Consider the following 20017-nt stretch of genomic DNA (forward strand, 5'->3'; position numbering starts at 1 on the left):
ACAGGATTGCGTGTAGCGGAATATCGGGAGAGTTGTGTATGAGCGTTGTAGAGCCCGCCCAGGCACCTTGCGTGCTGATTGCCGAAGGCGACCCCTGGGTCCGGGACATGCTGAGCCAGATGCTGCTGAGCGTGCGCTGCGATGCGCGTTTGCAGGTGTGTGCCGATGGCTCGCAGGCGCTGGCAGCGCTGGCCAGCAAGCCGGACCTGATCATCGCCGCGCGCGAGCTGCCCGGCGGCGACGGCCTCGACTTGCTGCGCAACGTACGGGCCAAAGGTCGCCAGCCGGCACTGCCGTTCATTCTCATGAGCAACCGCAGCGATGCCGCCAGTGTCCGCGAGGTGCTGCCGTTCGCACCCACCGCTTACCTGAGCAAGCCGTTGAACATGGATTCGCTGCGTCAGCGCCTGGAAGACCTGCTGCTTAGCGCCGGCGAGGAGGTTGCCTGTCCGGTGCCGCCGTTGCAGCCGGGCTCGACCTTGCCGCGTTTTCTCGAAGGGCGTCGCGCCAATTCCGATGGCGGACCGCTGTTTGCCGACGTGAAACTGGCGATCAAGCGCAGCCTGCAACCCCAGGGCCTGGACCTCAAGGTGCTGGAGGCCGAGATCCGCAATGACCCGCAGGTTACCGCCGTGCTCATTGCCGCCGCCAACAGCGCCGCATTGCATCGCGATGGCGCGGTGCAGAGCCTGATGCAGGCGCTGAACAAGCTGGGCACCACCCAGAGCATGAACTTGATACTGGGGCTTGCGCTCAAGCGCAGCGCCAAACTCAGTGATCCGATCCTGTCGCGTCATGCCGAGCATTTCTGGGAGTTGTCACTGCACACTGCCGAATACGCGCGAACCCTGGCCCGCATGCTCGAGCTTGATCAGGAGCGCTGCTATTGCGCCGGCTTGCTGCATTGCCTGGGCGATCTGGCGCTGTTGCGTTGTTTGCAGGAATGGCAGCAGGCCGGCGGTGAGCTGGATGAAGACTCGGTGGAGCTGTCGCTCAACGAGTTTGGCGCGGCGTTCGGCTCGGCGCTGCGCACCCGCTGGCGCTTGCCGCTGGAGCTGCGTGAGCTGATTGCAGCGATCTACCAGTTGGGCGGCGGCGTGTATTCACGCGATGCGCTGGTGATGAACCTGGCCGGGCAACTGGCGCGCCTGCCGGCGGATCAGGCGCTCGAAGGCCTGGCTGAAAGCAAGACGGCGCGCTTGCTCAAGGTGGGGATGGCGGAGCTGGGCAGGTTGCGCAAGGTTTGAGATTCTGGGGCCGCTGTGCGGCCCAATCGCTGGCAAGGCCAGCGATGCTTTTCAGCCTCTTACAATCTGATTCTTGCCCTGGCGCTTGGCCTGGTACATGGCCGCATCCGCCCGGGCGAACAGGCTGTCCAGCGACTCATCTTCTTCAGTAATCCCGGTCAGCCCCTGGCTCACCGTCACTCCAAATACCTTGTCGTCATGGCTGAAGCTCAAGCGCTGGATCTCGCGTTGCAGGCGTTCGGCAATCTGCTGGGCGATCTCTGGGGTGCAGCCCGGAAACACCGCGGCGAACTCTTCACCGCCAATGCGCCCGAACTGATCACCACGGCGCAACACCGCCTTGCCGGTGTCGGCGATGCGCTGCAGCACATAGTCGCCTTCCTGATGGCCGTAGGTGTCGTTGATCTGCTTGAAGTCATCGATGTCGAGCAGCAGGAAGGATAACGGCGTCTGCTCCAGTCGCGCGGTTTCGAAAGCGTGCTGGGCGCACTCGAAAAAGTGCCGGCGGTTGCTGCTCTGGGTCAGGACGTCGGTGGTGGCCAGGCGCTGCAGCTCGCCTTCGAGCTGCTTCTTTTCGGTGATGTCCTCGGCCATGCCAACGATGATCACCCGCTGGCTGGGGTCGGCTTGCTGGTTGATGAAGCATTTGTCGCTGATCCAGCGCACCTGGCCGTCGGCGGCGATGATGCGGTATTCGCGGTCTTCCACTGCGCCTTTGACCAGCACTTCGGCCAGGCTGCGTTCGGCGTAGTCGAGGTCGTCGGGGTAGATGCTGTCGCGCCACTCATTGAAGTCAGCCAGCAGCAGGCCGGCCGGGCGGCCAAAAATGCGCTCGTAGGCGGGGCTGACGTAAAGCACCTGGCGGCTTTCCCAGTCGAAGGCCCAGAGCACGGCGTTAACGCTGTCGAGCAACGAGCTGAACAGCTGTTCACGCTCGCTCAGGCGCGCGACTTCGCCTTGGGCGTGCATCAGGGCCAGCAGGGTCTGGGCGGCTTCAGGTGGCGGATTGCAGGCCAGGGTTGTTGGTTTGTTCTTGACCATTTGCGCGGAAATTCTCACGACGGGGGCGTGCGGCCACGACCCGGCCCGCCACGCGGGCGATATGCCTGTCAGAGTGAGATTAGGCGGCTAAGTTCCGGTCGGCGCGCCGCGGGACGGGCGCGCCGATCAACGGCATCAGGCCAGGGCAGGGCGCAGCGAGTAAGTCTTGAGCTGTGCAGCGAAGTCGCGCAGCGACTGGATACCGCTAGCTTCGGCTTCATGTACCCAGTCTTTCATGGCCGCGAGCATGTCGTGGCCGTTGGCACTGGTTCGCACCCAGATTTGCTGCAGGGCCAGGCGTTTTTCGTAAATGGTCTTGAGTGCCTGGCTGTGCTCGAGCATGGTCTGGATGCGCAGGTGGTGACGGTCTTCCAGCAGGCTGGTCTCCCGCGACAGCAAGCGCTTGGCGCGGCGGAACTGGTGGCGCACCGAGTCATCGACGCGGGCCAGCTCCTGCTTGACCAGCGGCGCGATCACCAGCTTGCGGTACTGGGCCATGATCTGGAAGCGGTTGTTGAGGATCGCCATGGCGGTGTCCATGTCCAGCTGGCCCTTGCCTTCGACCCGGTGGGCGATGGGCGCGACGCGCTGCACCTTGGCCAGGCGCAGCCAGCAGAACAGCTTGATCCAGGCCCAGCCCATGTCGAACTCCCAACGCTTGACCGAGAGCTTGGCCGAGTTGGGGTAGGTGTGGTGGTTGTTGTGCAGTTCTTCACCACCAATGATGATGCCCCAGGGCACCAGGTTGGTGGCGGCGTCGCGGCATTCGAAGTTGCGATAGCCGACCGCATGGCCCAGGCCGTTGACCACGCCGGCGGCCCAGAACGGAATCCACATCATCTGCACCGCCCAGATGGTGATGCCGGCGGTGCCGAACAGCAGCAGGTCGATGACCGCCATGAGGGCGATGCCGCCAAGCTTGTAGCGGCTATAGAGGTTGCGTTCGATCCAGTCCTCCGGGCAGTTCTTGCCGTAGATACGCAAGGTTTCCGGATTCTGTGCCTCTTCGCGGTACAGCTCGGCGCCCTTGCGCAGCACCGTGGACAGGCCTTTGATCACCGGGCTGTGCGGGTCATCGACGGTTTCGCATTTGGCGTGGTGCTTGCGGTGGATGGCAGTCCACTCGCGGGTGTTCTGCGCCGTGGTCAGCCACAGCCAGAAACGGAAAAAGTGCTTGAGCCCGGCGTTGAGTTCCAGCGAGCGGTGGGCAGAGTAACGGTGCAGGTAAACGGTGACACTGACGATGGTCACATGCGTCATTACCAGGGTAACTGCCAGCAATTGCCACACTGACAAGTTGAGCAAACCTTCGTACCACATAGGCTAAATGGCCCTCAAAAACATAGGGAACAGCGGGAAACATTATCCCTGCGCCAGCAAATAAAACCAGTCGGCCTTTTAGATAGGAGGTCACCGGATGTTTCTACCCTATAATCCCCCACAAATTTTTGTGGGTTTGCCCGGGACCTTATGTCTGCTTCCATTCGAGACGCCATGCGCATGGCGGCGCTCTACCTCGTGCTGTCGGTACTGTGGCTGGCTCTGTCTGATCAATTATTGAACAGTCTTTTCGATGCTCCCGAGCAAATCGCCCGCTGGCAACTGATCAGCGCGCACTTCTGGGTGCTGTGCAGCGCCTTGCTGATTTTTGTCTCGCGCGCCCGTTTGCTCAACTTCATTGGCGTCGGCGTGCGCTTGCGCCGCGAGGACCGCGAGCGCCTGCGCATGGCGGCGGCGGTGTTCGACAGCACCCTTGAAGGGGTATTGGTCACCGACCGCGATGGCCTGATCGTGCACGTCAACCGGGCGTTCATGCAGATCACCGGCTACGACAAGGACGAAGTGCTCGGCCAGCGCCCGAGCAAGTTCAAGTCCGGCCGCCACGGTGCAGCGTTCTACCAGCAGATCTACGCCACCCTGGCCGAAAAGGGTGAGTGGAGCGGCGAGATCTGGAACCGGCGCAAAAGCGGCGAGGTGTATCCGCAATGGCAGACCATCTGCGCCATCAGCGATGACAGCGGCGAGTTGAGCCATTACGTTGCGGTATTCAGCGACATCAGCGCGATCAAGCATTCCGAGCGCGAGCTGGCCTATCTTGCCCATCACGATCCGCTCACCGACCTCCCCAACCGCCTGCTGTTCAACGACCGCACCGAGCAGGCCCTGGCCGCAGCGCAGAGCAACAAGCGCGGTTGCGCCTTGCTGCTGCTCGACCTCGATCATTTCCAGAGCATCAACGACAGCCTCGGTCACAACATCGGCGACCAGTTGCTCAAGGTGGTCGGCGAGCGCTTGAAGGCGCTGCTGGGCAACGGCGTGACCCTGGCGCGCCTGGGCGGTGACGAGTTCGCCGTGCTGGCCGAGAACTGCCCGCAGGTCGGCCAGGCCGCGGCCTTGGCCCAGAGCATCATCGACGGCATGAAGGCGCCGTTCGAAGTCGACCACCAGCGCCTGTTCATCAGCGTCAGCATCGGCATCAGCCTGTTCCCCAGCGACGCTCTGAGCGCCGAGCAATTGCTGCGCAATGCCGACTCGGCGCTGTTCAAGGCCAAAACCTGCGGGCGCGCCGGTTATGCGCTGTACACCGAGGAGCTGACCGCCCATGCCCAGCAGCGGGTCGAAACCGCTGGCGAGCTGCGCCGCGCCCTGGAGCAGGAAGAGCTGCGGGTCTATTACCAGCCGGTGCACGACCTGTTCAGCAGCAAGATGATTGGCGTCGAGGCCCTGGTGCGCTGGCAGCATCCACAGCGTGGGCTGGTGCCGCCCGGGGAGTTCATCCCGATTGCCGAACGCACCGGGCTGATTGCCGATATCGACACCTGGGTGCTGCGCCAGGCCTGCCTGCAGATGGTTAAGTGGCAGGCCGAGGGGCGGGCGCTGGAGTTTGTCGCGGTGAATATATCCAGCCGTCTGTTTGGCCATCGTGACCTTTACCAGCAAGTCGCGCAGGTGCTGCACGACACCGCGCTGGACCCGGCCCTGCTGGAGCTGGAAGTGACCGAAAGCGCGGTAATGGAAGACCCCGAGGTGGCGCTCGAGCAACTGCACCGCTTGCGTGAACTGGGCTTGCGCCTGGCCATCGATGACTTTGGCACCGGTTATTCGTCGCTGCTGCGGCTCAAGCGCCTGCCGGTGCAAAAGCTCAAGATCGACCAGGGCTTTGTCGCCGGCTTGCCTTGTGATGAAGACGATGTGGCGATTGTCCGGGTGATCATCGCCCTGGCCCGGAGCATGGGCATGCTGGTGCATGCCGAGGGTATCGAGCAGGCCGAGCAGGCGCGTTTTCTGCTGGAGCAGCAATGCCAGCTGGGCCAGGGCTACTGGTTTGGCCGGCCGGTGCCGGCGCAGCAATTGCGCTGGGCCTGAGGACGCTATCGCCGGCAATGCCGGCTCCCCCCCAAGCTTTGCTTTTTTAGTTATATAAAAATTCTTAAATAGTATTTTTAAGAATATTCGCGCCCCCCTAAGATTGCCCTCAAGCCAGGCGCAGTCGCTCCCCTTCACGCACTGCACGGCACCCATATCACAGGAGCACGAGCATGAGCGCATCTCTGCGTAGCGTTGACGGTCAGGACGAAGCCACCATTCTGCGCGAAATCCAGAGCGCCCTGCGCGACCTGCGGTTTGGCGCGGTGGAAATCACCGTGCACAACGCCCAGGTCGTCCAGATCGAACGCAAGGAAAAGTTCCGCCTGCAGAACCCCGGCAACAAGCCCAGCTGATTAACGCGCCACCTAATTAGAAAAATACGCCAATCGGGAGCTTCACCATGTCCATCCGCCGTTATGCCCTGGCTGCACTCGCCAGCGCCGTTTTTGCCGGTTCCGCAATCGCCAAGGACTACGAACTGCTGAACGTGTCCTATGATCCGACCCGCGAGTTGTATCAGCAGTACAACGCCGAGTTCATCAAGCACTGGCAGCAGGCTCACCCGGACGACAAGGTGAAGATCCAGCAGTCCCACGGGGGTTCGGGCAAGCAGGCCCGTGCGGTGATCGACGGCCTGCGTGCCGACGTGGTGACCCTGGCCCTGGCCGGCGACATCGACGAAGTGGCCAAGCTCGGCAAGACCCTGCCGGACAACTGGCAGACCCGCCTGCCGGACGCCAGCACCCCGTACACCTCGACCATTGTCTTCCTGGTGCGCAAGGGCAACCCGAAAGGCATCAAGGACTGGGGCGACCTGATCAAGAAGGACGTCTCGGTCATTACCCCGAACCCGAAAACCTCCGGCGGCGCCCGCTGGAACTTCCTCGCCGCCTGGGCCTACGGCCTGAAAGCCGGCGGCAGCGAAGCCAAGGCCCAGGAATACGTGAAAGAGCTGTTCAAGCACGTACCGGTACTGGACACCGGCGCCCGTGGCTCGACCATCACCTTCGTCAACAACGGTCAGGGTGACGTGTTGCTGGCCTGGGAAAACGAAGCCTTCCTGGCCCTCAAGGAAGACGGTGGCGCCGACAAGTTCGACATCGTCGTGCCGTCGCTGTCGATCCTTGCCGAGCCGCCAGTGGCGGTGGTCGACAAGAACGCGCAGAAAAAGGGCAACGAGCAGATCGCCGAGGCGTACCTCAAGCACCTGTACAGCCCGGCCGGGCAGAAGATCGCGGCCGAGAACTTCTACCGCCCACGTGATCCGAAAGTCGCCGCCGAATACGCCAAGCAGTTCCCTAAACTGGACCTGGTGACTATCGACAAAGACTTCGGTGGCTGGAAAACTGCCCAACCCAAGTTCTTCAACGATGGTGGCGTGTTCGACCAGATCTACACGGCGCAGTGATGCCCGGCAGGATAATCGCCGTTCAGTAGCCAGCATGGGCCCGGGATTCGTCCCGGGCTTCGTGCGTTCAACCAGGGACCTTTATGTCACGTCGTATTTCCCCCGTCATACCCGGCTTCGGGCTGACGCTGGGCTACACCTTGGTGTACCTCAGCCTGATTGTGCTGATACCGCTGGCCGCCATGTTCATACATGCCGCCCAGCTCACCTGGGAGCAGTTCTGGGCCATCGTCAGTGCCCCGCGGGTGCTTGCGGCGCTGAAGCTGAGCTTCGGCACTGCCCTCTACGCTGCCATCATCAACGGCATCATCGGCACCCTGCTGGCCTGGGTGCTGGTGCGCTACACATTTCCCGGGCGCAAGATCATCGATGCGATGATCGACCTGCCGTTCGCCCTGCCTACTGCGGTTGCCGGCATTGCCCTGACCGCGCTGTACGCACCAGCCGGCCTGGTCGGCCAGTTCGCCACCGACCTTGGTTTCAAGATCGCCTACACCCCCTTGGGCATCACCCTGGCGCTGACTTTCGTGACCCTGCCGTTCGTGGTGCGCACGGTGCAGCCGGTGCTGGCCGACATTCCCCGTGAAGTCGAAGAGGCCGCCGCCTGCCTGGGCGCCAAGCCGCTGCAGGTGTTCCGCTACGTGCTGGCGCCGGCGTTGTTGCCGGCCTGGCTGACCGGTTTTGCCCTGGCCTTTGCCCGTGGCGTTGGCGAGTACGGTTCGGTGATCTTCATTGCCGGCAACATGCCGATGAAGACCGAAATCCTGCCGCTGCTGATCATGGTCAAGCTCGACCAGTACGACTACACCGGCGCCACCGCCATCGGCGTGTTGATGCTGGTGGTTTCCTTCATCCTGTTGCTGCTGATCAACTTGCTGCAGCGGCGCATCGAAACCCCTTGAAGGAGGCCACGTCCATGTCTGCGACTTCTATTGGCGCGGCCGCTTCGGCCAATGCCGCCCGCCGTGGCAGCGCCACTTCACGGCGTATCCTGATCAGCCTTGGCTGGTTGATCTTCGCCCTGTTCCTGCTGCTGCCGCTGGTGATCGTGGTGTCCCAGGGCCTGAAAATGGGCCTGGGCACGTTCTTCGAGGCGATCTTCGAGCCCGACGCCCTGTCGGCGTTGAAGCTGACCCTGATCGCCGTGGCCATCTCGGTGCCGCTGAACCTGGTGTTCGGGGTCAGCGCTGCCTGGTGTGTGAGCAAATACAACTTCCGTGGCAAGAGCATCCTGGTCACGCTGATCGACCTGCCATTCTCGGTGTCGCCGGTGATCGCGGGCCTGGTCTATGTGTTGATGTTCGGCGCCCAGGGCCTGTTCGGGCCGTGGTTGCAGGATCACGACATCCAGATCGTCTTCGCCTTGCCGGGTATCGTTCTGGCGACCATCTTCGTCACCGTGCCGTTTGTGGCCCGTGAACTGATCCCGCTGATGCAGGAGCAGGGCACCCAGGAAGAGGAGGCCGCGCGCCTGCTCGGCGCCAACGGCTGGCAGATGTTCTGGCACGTGACCCTGCCCAACATCAAATGGGGCCTGATTTACGGCGTGGTGCTGTGTACCGCGCGGGCGATGGGCGAGTTCGGTGCGGTGTCGGTGGTGTCCGGGCATATTCGCGGGGTCACCAACACCTTGCCGCTGCACGTCGAGATTCTCTACAACGAATACAACCACGTTGCGGCCTTCAGCGTCGCCAGCCTGTTGCTGATCCTGGCGCTCTTCATCCTGCTGCTCAAGCAGTGGAGCGAGTCCCGTATTAACCGTCTGCGCCATAACGCGGCGGAGGAATAATTCATGTCGATCGAAGTTCGTAACGTCAGCAAGCGCTTCAACGCTTTCCAGGCTCTGGACAGCATCAACCTGGATATCCACAGCGGCGAGCTGGTGGCTTTGCTCGGCCCGTCCGGCTGCGGCAAGACCACCCTGCTGCGGATCATCGCCGGGCTGGAAACCCCCGACCAGGGCAGCATCGTCTTCCACGGCGAAGATGTCTCGGGCCACGATGTGCGTGATCGCAACGTCGGTTTCGTGTTCCAGCACTACGCGCTGTTTCGCCACATGAGCGTGTTCGACAACGTCGCCTTCGGCCTGCGCATGAAGCCCAAGGGCGAGCGCCCGAACGAAAGCAAGATTGCCGAGAAGGTCCACGAGCTGCTGAACATGGTCCAGCTCGACTGGCTCAGCGACCGTTACCCCGAGCAACTGTCGGGCGGCCAGCGCCAGCGTATCGCCCTGGCCCGCGCCCTGGCGGTGGAGCCCAAGGTACTGCTGCTCGACGAGCCGTTCGGTGCCCTGGATGCCAAGGTACGCAAAGAGCTGCGCCGCTGGCTGGCGCGCCTGCACGAAGACATCAACCTGACCTCGGTGTTCGTTACCCACGACCAGGAAGAGGCCATGGAAGTCGCCGACCGTATCGTGGTGATGAACAAGGGCGTGATCGAGCAGATCGGCTCGCCGGGCGAGGTCTACGAGAACCCGGCCAGCGACTTCGTTTATCACTTCCTTGGCGATTCCAACCACCTGCACCTGAGCGAAGGCCAGCACGTGATGTTCCGCCCGCATGAAGTGTCGCTTTCGCGTCACGAGATCGAAGGCCATCACGCGGCGCAGGTGCGCGATATCCGTCCGCTGGGGGCGACGACCCGGGTGACCTTGAAGGTCGAAGGGCAGAGCGAGCTGATCGAGGCCGAGGTGGTCAAGGACCATGACAGCCTGAGCGGTCTGGCGCGTGGCGAGACCTTGTTCTTCAAGCCCAAGGTCTGGCAGAAAGTGGCCAATATCTAAGGGCCTCATCGCGGGTCAAGCCCGCTCCCACAGGTACTGCATACACTGAACCCTGTGGGAGCTGGCTTGCCAGCGATGGGCTGCAAAGCAGCCCCTACCACACCCCGATCTTCACCACGCTGTCCTCGCGCGGTTCGCCATAGCGAAACCACTGCCCACGCCGCTCGATCTCGGCATGGCTGATGGTGGTCCGCCGCTTCAAGCTCCTGAGCCATTCGAACAGGTAACCCTGGTGGGCCTCGCGCACGCTGGCATAGGCCGGGTCCGCACCCAGGTCGTGCAGTTCCTGCGGGTCGTTGAGCAGGTCGAACAGTTGCGCGCGAAAGCCGTCATAGGCCAGGTACTTCCAGCGCTCGCTGCGCACCATGGTCATCCGGCAACGGTCGATCGGCTGGCCCAGGCGCTCGCGGGCCGGGGCCTGGAAGGCGTAGTCGTATTCGGCAATGGCGTAGCTGCGCCAGGCGCTGGCGGTGCCATGCAACAGCGGAATCAGCGAACGCCCCTCCAGCCGATGCTCGGCACTCGGCAACCCCAGCACGTCGAGGAAGGTCGGCAGCGCATCGATGGTCTCAACCAATCGCTCATTCACCGTGCCGCGGCTGACATCCGCCGCCGCCCGTGGATCACGCACAATCAGCGGTACGCCCACCGCAGGCTCTAGCAAAAACTCCTTTTCGCCCAGGCCATGGTCGCCGAGAAAATCACCGTGATCACTGGTGAACACGATCAGGGTGTCGTCCCAGCGGCCATTGCTTTGCAGCACATCGAACAGGCGCCCGAGCTGGTCGTCGATCTGTTTGATCAGGCCCATGTAGGTGGGGATCACTTTCAGGCGCACTTCTTCGCGAGAGAAGTTGAGGCTTTCCTGGTGCTGGCGGAACGCGACATACACCGGATGGTCGTTGCCTGGCTGAACAGCTATCGGCGCCTGCACCTGGCTGGCGTTGTACAGCGCGTGGTAAGGCGCCGGGGCGATGTAGGGCCAGTGCGGCTTGATGTACGACAGGTGCAGGCACCAGGGCTGCTCGCCCTGGGCCTGGATGAAGTCGATGGCGCGGTCGGTGCTGTAGACCGTCTCGGAGTGCTGCTCGGGCAGGCGTGTGGGCAGGTCGGCGTTGCGCATGTGCCAGCCGCTGAGAATTTCACCGTTTTCGCCTGCGGCGGCATTGGCCCAGCTGTGCCAGGGGTTGTCGCCGGTAAAGCCGTGGTCGCGCAGGTAGCGGGTGTAGGGCGCGCTTTCGCGCTTGTCGGCGAACAGCGGGTCGTCGGGGAAGATGCCATCGTGGCGGGCAACCGCTTCGAACCCCACCTCGTTGAGCTGCTCGGCCATCAGCGGGTCGATGGCCAGCTGTTGCAAGGCGTCCTGGTTCGGCGTGGCGTGGGTCTTGCCCACCAGCGCGGTGCGGATGCCGGCAGGGCGCAGGTAGTCACCGAGGGTCAGTTCATCCAGCGGCAGCGGCACGCCGTTCCAGGCCACCTGGTGGCTGCTGACATAACGCCCGGTGTAGGCCGACATCCGCGACGGGCCGCAGATGGTGCCCTGGGTGTAGGCGCGGCTGAAGCGCACCCCGGCGGCGGCCAGGCGGTCGATGTTCGGCGTGTGCAGATGGCGGTGGCCATAGCACGAGAGGTAATCGCGACGCAGTTGGTCGCACATGATGTACAGCACGTTGCGCACGGCAGTGGGGTGGGGCATGGCAGTCACCTGGGCAGATTTCAGCTGACTGTTTTCGCCGCCCGGGGCGCGCATCACAAGCGCATTTGCCGAATGCAGTCGATGCGTTTTGCGCAATGGCTCAGATCGCCAGTTGCTCCAGGTTGCAGGCGTCGAGGACGCGGTCGGCCTGATCAGTGAGGATGATCTGTTCGATCATCGCCTCGGCCAGCGGCGACAGGCGCAGGCGCGCCTGGCTGACGATGCCGTAGCGGGTGTAGAGCTCTTCGCAGTCGTTACTCAGACCGTCGATGCTCAGCCGCACCAGTTTGCCGTTGGCGTTGTGCAGGGCGTCGCTGTAGGCGCCGCAGATGCCGATGGCATCGGAATTGAGCACCACCCCAAGCAGGCTGTAGCTGTTTTCGCATTCGACATTGGCGACGAAATCCGGGCGGCCGCTGAGGTCGGCGATCACCTTGCGCAGGTTGGGTGGGCGCAGGGTGACGGCCAAGGGGTAGTGCAACAGTTGCTCGGCGCTGACGCTCGATAGCGCCGCCAGCGGGTGCCCGGCGCGGCAGCAAAAATGCCAGCGTCGAGGCCGCAGGCGCAGGGTCTGGTATTGCGGGTCGGCCTCGAAGCTGCGGGTGTCGGCGACGAAAAATTCGAACTCCTCGGCCAGCAGGCGCTTGTTCAGGCTCTGCCAGTCATCGACCTGAAACTGCACCCGCGCCTTGGGGTAGCGGCCGATGAAGCCGCCAATCGCCCGTGGCACCAGGCCCGCGGCGGGCGCCGGGCCGCAGCCGAAGCGCAGTTCGCCGGCTTCCAGGCCATTGAACTGGCTGATCTCGTTGCTCAACTGGCGCGCGCCGCTGATCAGCCGGCGCGCGTGTTCGAGCACCACCAGGCCCTGCTTGGTCGGTGGCAGTTCTTTGTGTGAGCGGTCCACCAACTGGCAGCCGGCGCTGTGCTCCAGGGCCTGGATGCTGCGGCTGAAGGCCGATTGCGAGAGGTTCACCGCGGTCGCCGCGGCGACGAAGCTGCGGTGCTCGGCAAGGGCAATCAGGTGGCGGAGTTGGCGCAGGTCTATATGCATTTTTCACATAAAAAGTATCGGGCAAATGCATTTGCTCTGCCTCTGGTGCACTCCTTATAAAGGCAATCTCTTATGCAGTAAATGTATGTCGAATCATAAATAAATAACTTAAAGGAATATAAATTCCTTTGCCAGGAGCCGCCCATGAGCCCGACCCTTCGCGCTGCACCCTTGTCTTCACGGCGGCTCCAGCGCCTGCCCCTGGCCTTGCTGCTGGCTGGCAGCGCGCACTGGTTGCCGGCTCAGGCCGCCGACTCGGCAAAGCCTGAGGTCAAGGCCAGCGACAGCCAGCTCAAGACCGTCACCGTCACCGCCCGGCGCCGCGAAGAGAGCGCCCAGGACGTGCCGACGCCGATCAGCGTGCTTGACGGCCAGGCCCTGGAAAGCCAGCGGGTGTATCGCATTCAGGACCTGCAGCAGCTGGTGCCCAGCGTCAACGTCGCCTACATGCACGCGCGCCAGTCCAGCGTGTCGATCCGCGGCCTGGGCAACAACCCGGCCAGCGACGGCCTGGAAGGCAGCGTCGGCCTGTACCTGGACAACGTCTACCTCGGCCGCCCGGGCATGGCCGTGTTCGACCTCATGGACATCGAGCAACTGGAAGTGCTGCGCGGCCCGCAGGGCACGCTGTTCGGCAAGAACACCACCGCCGGGGTGATCAACATCAGCACCCGCGCGCCAAGCTTCACCCCCGAGCGCAGCATCGAGACCTCGGTGGGCGAAGACGGCTACTTCCAGACCAAGGGCACGCTCTCCGGACCGTTGAGCGAGACCCTGGCCGGGCGCATTTCGGCCTACCGCACGCGCAACGATGGCGACATCAAGAACGAATTCGACGGCCATACCCTCAACGGCGGTTCGCGCCAGGGCTTTCGCGGCCAGCTGCTGTACAAGCCCAACGAGCAGTTCAACCTGCGCTGGATCGGCGACTACAACGAAGAAGATTCCAGCGCCGGCACTCGCCTGCTGTACAGCACCGGGCCGACCATCAATGGCGTCAACCGCTATGAAGCGCGGGCCCAGGCGGCCGGGGCGACGCTGGTCGATGGCAGCAAGCGCAAGGTCAACCTCGATGACGATCAGCAGGTCACGGTGTTCCAGGGCGGGACTTCCCTGGAAGCCAACTGGACCCTGGACAACGACTTCACCCTGACCTCGGTAAGCGCCTACCGCTGGTGGGACTTCACCCCGCGCAACGATGATGGCCTGAACGTGCCGGCGGCCTATAACGCCGGGGTGTCGGTGCGTGATAAACAGTACTCGCAGGAATTTCGCCTGGCCTCGCCAACCGGCGGCTTCTTCGACTATGTACTGGGTGCCTATTACTTCGGCTCCGACCTGGACAACAAATCCTTCGTCCATTACGGGCCCCAGGCGGATATCTGGAACGGTACGCCAGCCGGGGCTCTGGCCAATGTCAGCAGTGTCGGCAAGGGCCATATCGAGACCGACAGCTTTGCCCTGTTCGCCCAGGGCACCTGGCACCTGACCGAGCGCCTGGATTTCACCGCCGGGGTACGCGGCACCTATGAGGAGAAAAGCGCCTGGGTCGATCGCGCCGCGCCCGTCGGTGGTGCGGCAGTTGCAGGCGCTGCGGCAACTGCGCGCCAGGGTCGGGTGGGTGCTTATGACTCGGGCGACCTCAACCAGTACAGCACCAGCCCGTCGGGCTTGCTCAACCTGAGTTATCGCTTTACCGATGACCTGCTCGGCTACGCCACCTTGTCCCACGGCGAGAAGTCTGGTGGCGTCAACCTGGCGGTCGGTACCGCACCGGTTGCCGGCGCCGACTCGCTGCTGATCGGCACCGAGCGCGCCAACAACGCCGAGCTGGGCTTGAAGAGCACCCTCTGGGACCGTCGCCTGCAGCTCAACGCCAACCTGTTCTGGACCGAAGTGCACGGCTACCAGACCAACGCCTACGACGACGCCAACCGCGTGCAGTATCTGACCAATGCCGGCTCCGTGCGCTCACGCGGGGTGGAGCTGGAAAGCACGCTGATCCCGGTGCGTGGCCTGACCCTGAACATCAACGGCTCCTACAACGACGTACGGTATCTGTCTTACAAGGACGCCCCGTGCGCGCCGGAAGTCGCCCTGCAACCAGGGGCACCGGCGGCCTGCGACCTCAGTGGCCACCAGGTAGTCGGCGCGTCGAAATGGATCGCCAACGCCAACGGCCAGTACCAGTGGGATCTGGACAACGGCCTGCAACCTTACCTCACCGCCAGTTACGCCTTCCGCTCCAAGGCCGTAGGCACGGTCGAGGACTCGGACTTCGCGCAGATCCCCAGCTACGCCGTGGTCAACCTCTCCACCGGCTTGCGTGGCGACCTTGGCCCGGGCCAGTGGGATGTCTCGCTGTGGCTGAAGAACGCTTTCGACAAAACCTACTACACCACCCTCTGGAGCGCGGCCAACGGCGGTTATGAAGGCCTGCTCGGCACCCCGCGGACCTTGGGTGTGACCGGCCGCTACGACTTCTGAAACGGTGTTTTTCGATGCCTTTGGCGAATATTTTTCATGCCCTGCAGGCATGGCGTTTCAGGGTGTTGGCGCCAGCCCTTGAAGGGCGCGGCTTAGAGCGGTTCGACCCATTTGTATATGTATTTTGGTTCTATCCATAACTTTAAAAATTACTTTAAGACATAAGTAACAGAAGTTGATGATCCACCCCAGCGAAGGCAATTGACCTGCCTTCGACGAAACGCACTCACGTCCCAGGAGTTGATCAATGGGTAATGTCCAGACCGCCGCCAGTGCTCACGATGTGCTTTGGCGCCAGTCGCCGAGCGGCGAGCTGGTCGACCTCGGTCGCCCGCTGCGGTTGCCGCTGGCGCAGTTGCGTCTGCAAAGCACGCCGAAAAGCGCGCTGAGCCGTCGGGAGAAGATTCTGCTCGGGGTGTTTGCCCTGGCCTTGCACGGTGCGCTGGCGTACTGGGTGAGCCAGGCGCCGACCCCGGTGTTGCCGGTGGTGCCGCCGGAAATCCCGCCGATGACCATCGAGTTTTCCCAGCCAGCGCCGCCGGCCGTCGAGCCGCCTCCGCCACCGCCACCGGCAGTGGTCGAGCCGCCACCACCGGTGGTCGATGAACTGGCCGCCAAGCCTGCGCCCAAGCCGGTACCCAAGCCCAAGCCGAAACCTGTGCCTAAACCGGTACCCAAGCCTGCGCCCAAGGCGGTCGAGCAACCGCCCGTACCGCCACAACCGGCAGCACCACCAGCGCCCCCGGCTCCGCCGGCACCAGCGCCGGTGACCCCGGCTTCGGCCAACGCCGCGTACCTGAAGAACCCGGCGCCGGAGTACCCGTCGCTGGCCCAGCGTCGCGGCTGGGAAGGCACGGTGTTGTTGCGGGTGCGGGTACTGGCCAGCGGCAAGCCGGGTGACATCCAGATTCAGAAAAGCAGTGGCCGCCAGCAGCTCGACGACGCCGCCCTGGCTGCGGTCAAGCGTTGGAGCTTCGTCCCGGCCAAGCAGGGCGACGTGGCCCAGGACGGCTGGGTCAGCGTACCCATCGACTTCAAGATCCGCTAATTCGCGCTAACAGAAGAGAGTATTGATCATGACTGTATTGGCATCCCCCCTCGAATCCATCGAAAGCGCGGTGATCTGGCTGCTGGTGGGCTTCTCCGTCGTCACCTGGGGCCTGGCCCTGGTCAAGGGCGTGCAGTTCGTGCGCCTGAAGAACCAGGACAAACGCTTTCACAAACAATTCTGGGCGGCTTCAAGCCTGGATTCCGCCGCCGAGCTCAGCCATGCGCAACCCGGTGCCGCAGCCCGGGTCGCCCAGGCCGGTTACGCCGCTATCGCGGTCGGCGAGCCAGGCCAGCAAGCCAGCGACCTGAGCCAGGCGATCAACCATCAGGACCGCCTCGAACGTGCCCTTCGCCAGCAGATCGTGCGTGAGCGTCGGTCGCTGGAAACCGGCCTGGCGGTAGTCGCCAGTATCGGCAGCACCTCGCCCTTCATCGGCCTGTTCGGCACTGTCTGGGGCATCATGGAAGCGCTCAAGGGCATCAGTGCCGCAGGTTCGGCGAGCCTGGAAACCGTGGCCGGGCCGATCGGTGCGGCGCTGGTCGCCACTGGTGTCGGTATTGCCGTCGCGGTGCCGGCGGTGCTGGTCTACAACTACTTCCTGCGCCGCCTGAAGCTGACCGCCGCCGACCTCGATGACTTTGCCCACGACTTCTACAGCCTGGCGCAGAAGAGCGCGTTCCGGGTACTGGTGCACCCGACTGCCTACAAGGCCGCCGCTGGCCAGCACACCCAGAAAGTGAAGGAGGCATCCTGATATGGCCTTCTCGACCCAGGACAGTGACGAAGTACTCAGCGAGATCAACGTGACGCCGCTGGTGGACGTGATGCTGGTGCTGCTGGTGGTGTTCATCGTCACCGCGCCACTGCTGACCAACGCCATCCCGATCAACTTGCCCAAGACCGAGGCCGTGGCTCCGGTGGAACAGAAGGATCCGCTGGTGGTGAGCATCGACGGCGGCGGCAAGCTGTTTATCAACAAGGACGAGATCCAGCCGGATCTGCTGGAAACCAACCTGCAGGCGGCCAAGGTGAAAGACCCGGAACTGCGCGTACAGCTGCAGGCCGACGATGGCGTTAATTATGGGGAGGTGGCGCGCGCCATGGCCTCGATCGAACGTGCCGGTATCACCAAGTTGTCGGTGATCACCGCCCGCTGAGCAACATCTCTCAGGCAATGCTTCAGGGACCGGTCCTTCGGCAGGGGGTGGTCCCTTTTTTTATGGAAAATTTATATTTTGGTTATTAATAAATAGCTTCTTATTCCTTTACGGATATAACCACCCCCCTATACTGGGCCTCATGCACGCAAACGCAGCAGGAGGCGTCCCATGCGCAACGAGTCGATCCGTTACCTGATTGTGCCGGGCTGGCAAGGTTCGCCAGACGAGCATTGGCAAACCCACTGGCAGCAGGTGCTGCCCAACAGCGCCCGGGTCGAGCAGGCCGACTGGTTGAACCCGCAGCGCCAGGACTGGGTCGCAACTCTCGAGCAGGCGGTGGCCGCCGATGAGTCGCCGGTGATCCTGATCGCCCACAGCCTGGGTTGCATCACCGTTGCCCATTGGGCCGCGCAAGCCAGCGCTACCCTGTTGCGCCGGGTACGCGGTGCCTTGCTGGTGGCGCCGGCCGACGTTGAGCGGCCGACCTGTGCGCCGGCACTGCGCAACTTTGCACCGATTCCACAGCTGCTGCTGCCGTTCCCAAGCCAGGTGGTCAGCTCCGACAACGACCCGGCTGTCAGTGCCCCGCGGGCCATGCAGCTGGCCCGTGCCTGGGGCGCCGAAACGGGCTTTCTCGCAGGTGCCGGGCATATCAACGTCAAGTCCGGGCACCGTCGCTGGGAGCAGGGCTTCGCTTACCTGTACCGCCTGCAGAACCGTCTGGAACAGCACGCTCTACGCCGCGCCTGAGCTTCAGGCGCTGACCATTTGCCTTGATTCGAACGCCCGGCCGGAAAGCGCCAAGGGCGGGAGTTTGCCATGAGTAATCACGACACCTTCGGCCAGCCTTTGTTGACGTTTCCCGAGCTGGACAAGAGCCCGCTGAGCATCCGCGCCAAGGCGCTGGTGTTCGTCGATCCGCGGTCGCGGCAATTGCGCGAAGAGCTCGAGCTGCTAGCGCCCCTGGCCCTGCCAGTGCTGATCCGCGGCGAAACCGGGACTGGCAAGGAATTGCTGGCCCGCCAGATTCATCGCGCCAGTGATCGCGGCGGCTTGTTTGTTTCGGTCAACTGCGGGGCGATCAGCCCGACCTATGCCGACGCCGAGTTGTTTGGCTACAGCGCCGGTGCCCACAGCGGCGCGGCCAGCAGCCGGGCCGGATGGTTCGGCTCGGCCAACGGCGGCACCCTGTACCTGGACGAAATCGCCGACCTGCCGCTGCCGATCCAGATCAAGCTGCTCTCGGCGCTGGAAAACCGCGAAGTCACCCGCGTCGGTGCCCAGCAACCAAACCCGGTGGACGTGCGCCTGGTCGCCGCCTCGAGCATCGACCTGGCCGAGGCGGTGAGCGCCGGCAAGTTCCACGACCGCCTGTACCACTACCTGCGCGAAGGCCAGCTGGAGCTGCCGGCCTTGCGTGAACGGGTCGGCGATATCCTGCCGTTGGCCGAGTATTTCGTTGGTATCTATAGCCCGCGCCTGAACCTGCCGGTGCCGTTGATCAGCGAAGCGGCGCAGCGGGTATTGGAGCTGCACAGCTGGCCGGGCAATACCCGTGAGCTTGAGAACGTCATTCACTTTGCCCTGCTGGTCAGCAGCGGTGAAGAAATCCTCCCCGAGCATTTGAACCTGCCGACACCCTTGAGCGCTCTGGCCAGCCAGCTGGAGCAGCTTCTGAGCCTTGGTGAGCCGGGTGAGCGCAGTGCTCTGCAACAATTGCTGGAGAAGACTCTGTTGCGTCTTGCGCAACCCGCTGCCTGATGCCATGTATGGGGTGCATGGCGGCGTCCGTTGAAAATGGCATAAGCAGCAAAATAAAAGATATTGTTCTGGTATAAAAAATCTAGGTATTGTCCGCTTCAAGCCAGCTAGCAAAGTGCTGGCAACCCCCATCTTCGCCGTCGCCCGATGGCCATGTATTCGAATAAGGACTGCGCATGAAAAAGGCTCTGTTGTTGACTGCTCTGGCGGCCGCTCTGTCGGTTGCAGGTTTTGCCCAGGCGGGCGAGAAGCTGGTAGTTGCCGCTACCCCGGTACCGCACGCGGAAATCCTCGAGCTGATCAAGCCGACCCTGGCCAAGGAAGGTGTGGACCTGGAGATCAAGGTATTCACCGACTACGTGCAGCCTAACGTGCAGGTCGACCAGAAGCGCCTGGACGCCAACTACTTCCAGACCCTGCCGTACCTGAAGAACTTCAACGAAGGCAAAGGCACCCACCTGGAAACCGTGATCGGCGTGCACGTCGAACCCTTCGGCGGCTACTCGAAGAAGGTCAAGAGCCTGAGCGAATTGAAGGAAGGCGCTACCGTTGCCATTCCTAACGAAGGCAGCAACAGCGGTCGTGCCCTGCTGCTGTTGCAGAAGGCTGGCCTGATCACCCTGAAGGATCCGAAGAACGCCCTGGCGACCCCGAAAGACATCGCCGAGAACCCGAAGAAGCTGAAGTTCCGCGAGCTTGAATCGGCCATGCTGCCGCGTGTGCTCGATCAGGTCGACCTGGACATGATCAACACCAACTACGCCCTGGAAGCCGGCCTGAACCCGGCCAAGGACGCCCTGGTGATCGAAGGCGCCGACTCGCCGTACGTGAACTTCCTGGTGGCCCGTCCGGACAACAAGAACAGCGACGCCATCCAGAAGCTGGCCAAGGCCCTGACCAGCCCTGAAGTGAAGACCTTCATCGAGAAGAAATACAGCGGCGCGGTACTGCCGGCGTTCTAAGA

The 20017-nt window shown here is 63.1% G+C and carries 18 protein-coding genes; 14 read left to right on the top strand and 4 right to left on the bottom strand.

The genetic code is table 11. From position 1 onward, the window contains the following. Positions 1 to 38 precede the first annotated feature (38 nt). Entirely contained in the window at positions 39 to 1247 is a 1209-nt protein-coding gene (locus LOY34_RS00825) for a response regulator (protein ID WP_195885416.1), read from the top strand. Positions 1248 to 1298: 51 nt separating this feature from the next. Here LOY34_RS00825 and LOY34_RS00830 read toward each other — a convergent pair whose 3' ends face one another. Beyond that, on the bottom strand, positions 1299 to 2288 hold the full coding sequence (locus LOY34_RS00830; RefSeq protein WP_195885417.1) for a sensor domain-containing diguanylate cyclase: 990 nt from the start codon (positions 2286 to 2288) through the stop codon (positions 1299 to 1301). 135 nt (positions 2289 to 2423) lie between these two features. Then, a complete protein-coding gene (desA, locus tag LOY34_RS00835) occupies positions 2424 to 3608 on the bottom strand; it encodes a delta-9 fatty acid desaturase DesA (protein WP_195885418.1) in 1185 nt (394 codons plus the stop codon). Positions 3609 to 3758: 150 nt separating this feature from the next. On the opposite strand from desA, the gene dibA reads away from it, so the two are divergent. The 6 genes from dibA to LOY34_RS00865 all read left to right on the top strand — a co-directional run bounded on the left by dibA (position 3759) and on the right by LOY34_RS00865 (position 9847). Continuing rightward, positions 3759 to 5654 carry a phosphodiesterase DibA gene (dibA, locus tag LOY34_RS00840; protein ID WP_195885419.1) on the top strand — a complete coding sequence of 632 codons (1896 nt, stop codon included), beginning with the start codon at positions 3759 to 3761 and terminating at the stop codon, positions 5652 to 5654. Between the two features lie 173 nt (positions 5655 to 5827). Beyond that, entirely contained in the window at positions 5828 to 6010 is a 183-nt protein-coding gene (gene oscA / locus LOY34_RS00845) for a sulfur starvation response protein OscA (RefSeq protein ID WP_007941032.1), read from the top strand. Positions 6011 to 6057: 47 nt separating this feature from the next. Further along, positions 6058 to 7065, top strand: coding sequence for a sulfate ABC transporter substrate-binding protein (locus LOY34_RS00850; RefSeq protein ID WP_093377409.1), 1008 nt, complete (start codon positions 6058 to 6060; stop codon positions 7063 to 7065). Positions 7066 to 7148: 83 nt separating this feature from the next. Continuing rightward, positions 7149 to 7967, top strand: a complete 819-nt coding sequence (gene cysT, locus LOY34_RS00855; protein WP_010222098.1) for a sulfate ABC transporter permease subunit CysT — start codon at positions 7149 to 7151, stop codon at positions 7965 to 7967. Positions 7968 to 7981: 14 nt separating this feature from the next. Next, entirely contained in the window at positions 7982 to 8854 is an 873-nt protein-coding gene (gene cysW, locus LOY34_RS00860; RefSeq protein ID WP_045201758.1) for a sulfate ABC transporter permease subunit CysW, read from the top strand. 3 nt (positions 8855 to 8857) lie between these two features. Then, positions 8858 to 9847: a sulfate/molybdate ABC transporter ATP-binding protein gene (locus tag LOY34_RS00865; protein WP_195885420.1), complete on the top strand. Its 990-nt coding sequence runs from the start codon at positions 8858 to 8860 to the stop codon at positions 9845 to 9847. Between the two features lie 94 nt (positions 9848 to 9941). Here LOY34_RS00865 and LOY34_RS00870 read toward each other — a convergent pair whose 3' ends face one another. Beyond that, a complete protein-coding gene (locus LOY34_RS00870) occupies positions 9942 to 11543 on the bottom strand; it encodes an alkaline phosphatase family protein (protein ID WP_195885421.1) in 1602 nt (533 codons plus the stop codon). A gap of 100 nt (positions 11544 to 11643) precedes the next feature. Then, a complete protein-coding gene (locus LOY34_RS00875; RefSeq protein ID WP_258664170.1) occupies positions 11644 to 12594 on the bottom strand; it encodes a LysR family transcriptional regulator in 951 nt (316 codons plus the stop codon). A 144-nt stretch (positions 12595 to 12738) separates the two neighbouring features. Here LOY34_RS00875 and LOY34_RS00880 point away from each other — a divergent pair, with 144 nt between their 5' ends. The 7 genes from LOY34_RS00880 to LOY34_RS00910 all read left to right on the top strand — a co-directional run bounded on the left by LOY34_RS00880 (position 12739) and on the right by LOY34_RS00910 (position 20015). Next, positions 12739 to 15081, top strand: coding sequence for a TonB-dependent receptor (locus LOY34_RS00880; protein ID WP_258664172.1), 2343 nt, complete (start codon positions 12739 to 12741; stop codon positions 15079 to 15081). Between the two features lie 247 nt (positions 15082 to 15328). Continuing rightward, positions 15329 to 16129, top strand: a complete 801-nt coding sequence (locus tag LOY34_RS00885) for an energy transducer TonB (protein WP_093377395.1) — start codon at positions 15329 to 15331, stop codon at positions 16127 to 16129. Positions 16130 to 16157: 28 nt separating this feature from the next. Further along, positions 16158 to 16886 carry a MotA/TolQ/ExbB proton channel family protein gene (locus LOY34_RS00890; RefSeq protein ID WP_038997727.1) on the top strand — a complete coding sequence of 243 codons (729 nt, stop codon included), beginning with the start codon at positions 16158 to 16160 and terminating at the stop codon, positions 16884 to 16886. Position 16887: 1 nt separating this feature from the next. Beyond that, the gene (locus tag LOY34_RS00895) at positions 16888 to 17289 is read left to right on the top strand and encodes a biopolymer transporter ExbD (RefSeq protein WP_038997725.1); all 402 of its coding nucleotides are present in this window, start codon (positions 16888 to 16890) and stop codon (positions 17287 to 17289) included. Positions 17290 to 17460: 171 nt separating this feature from the next. Beyond that, the gene (locus tag LOY34_RS00900; RefSeq protein WP_045201770.1) at positions 17461 to 18042 is read left to right on the top strand and encodes an alpha/beta hydrolase; all 582 of its coding nucleotides are present in this window, start codon (positions 17461 to 17463) and stop codon (positions 18040 to 18042) included. Positions 18043 to 18111: 69 nt separating this feature from the next. Continuing rightward, positions 18112 to 19053 (top strand): sigma 54-interacting transcriptional regulator, encoded by a 942-nt coding sequence (locus LOY34_RS00905; RefSeq protein ID WP_195885424.1) that lies wholly within the window; start codon positions 18112 to 18114, stop codon positions 19051 to 19053. A gap of 176 nt (positions 19054 to 19229) precedes the next feature. Beyond that, positions 19230 to 20015 carry a MetQ/NlpA family ABC transporter substrate-binding protein gene (locus LOY34_RS00910; protein ID WP_045201774.1) on the top strand — a complete coding sequence of 262 codons (786 nt, stop codon included), beginning with the start codon at positions 19230 to 19232 and terminating at the stop codon, positions 20013 to 20015. The last annotated feature ends 2 nt before the right edge of the window (positions 20016 to 20017 follow it).

The sequence above is a fragment of the Pseudomonas sp. B21-009 genome (assembly GCF_024749345.1).
In the GTDB taxonomy this organism is placed as follows: domain Bacteria; phylum Pseudomonadota; class Gammaproteobacteria; order Pseudomonadales; family Pseudomonadaceae; genus Aquipseudomonas.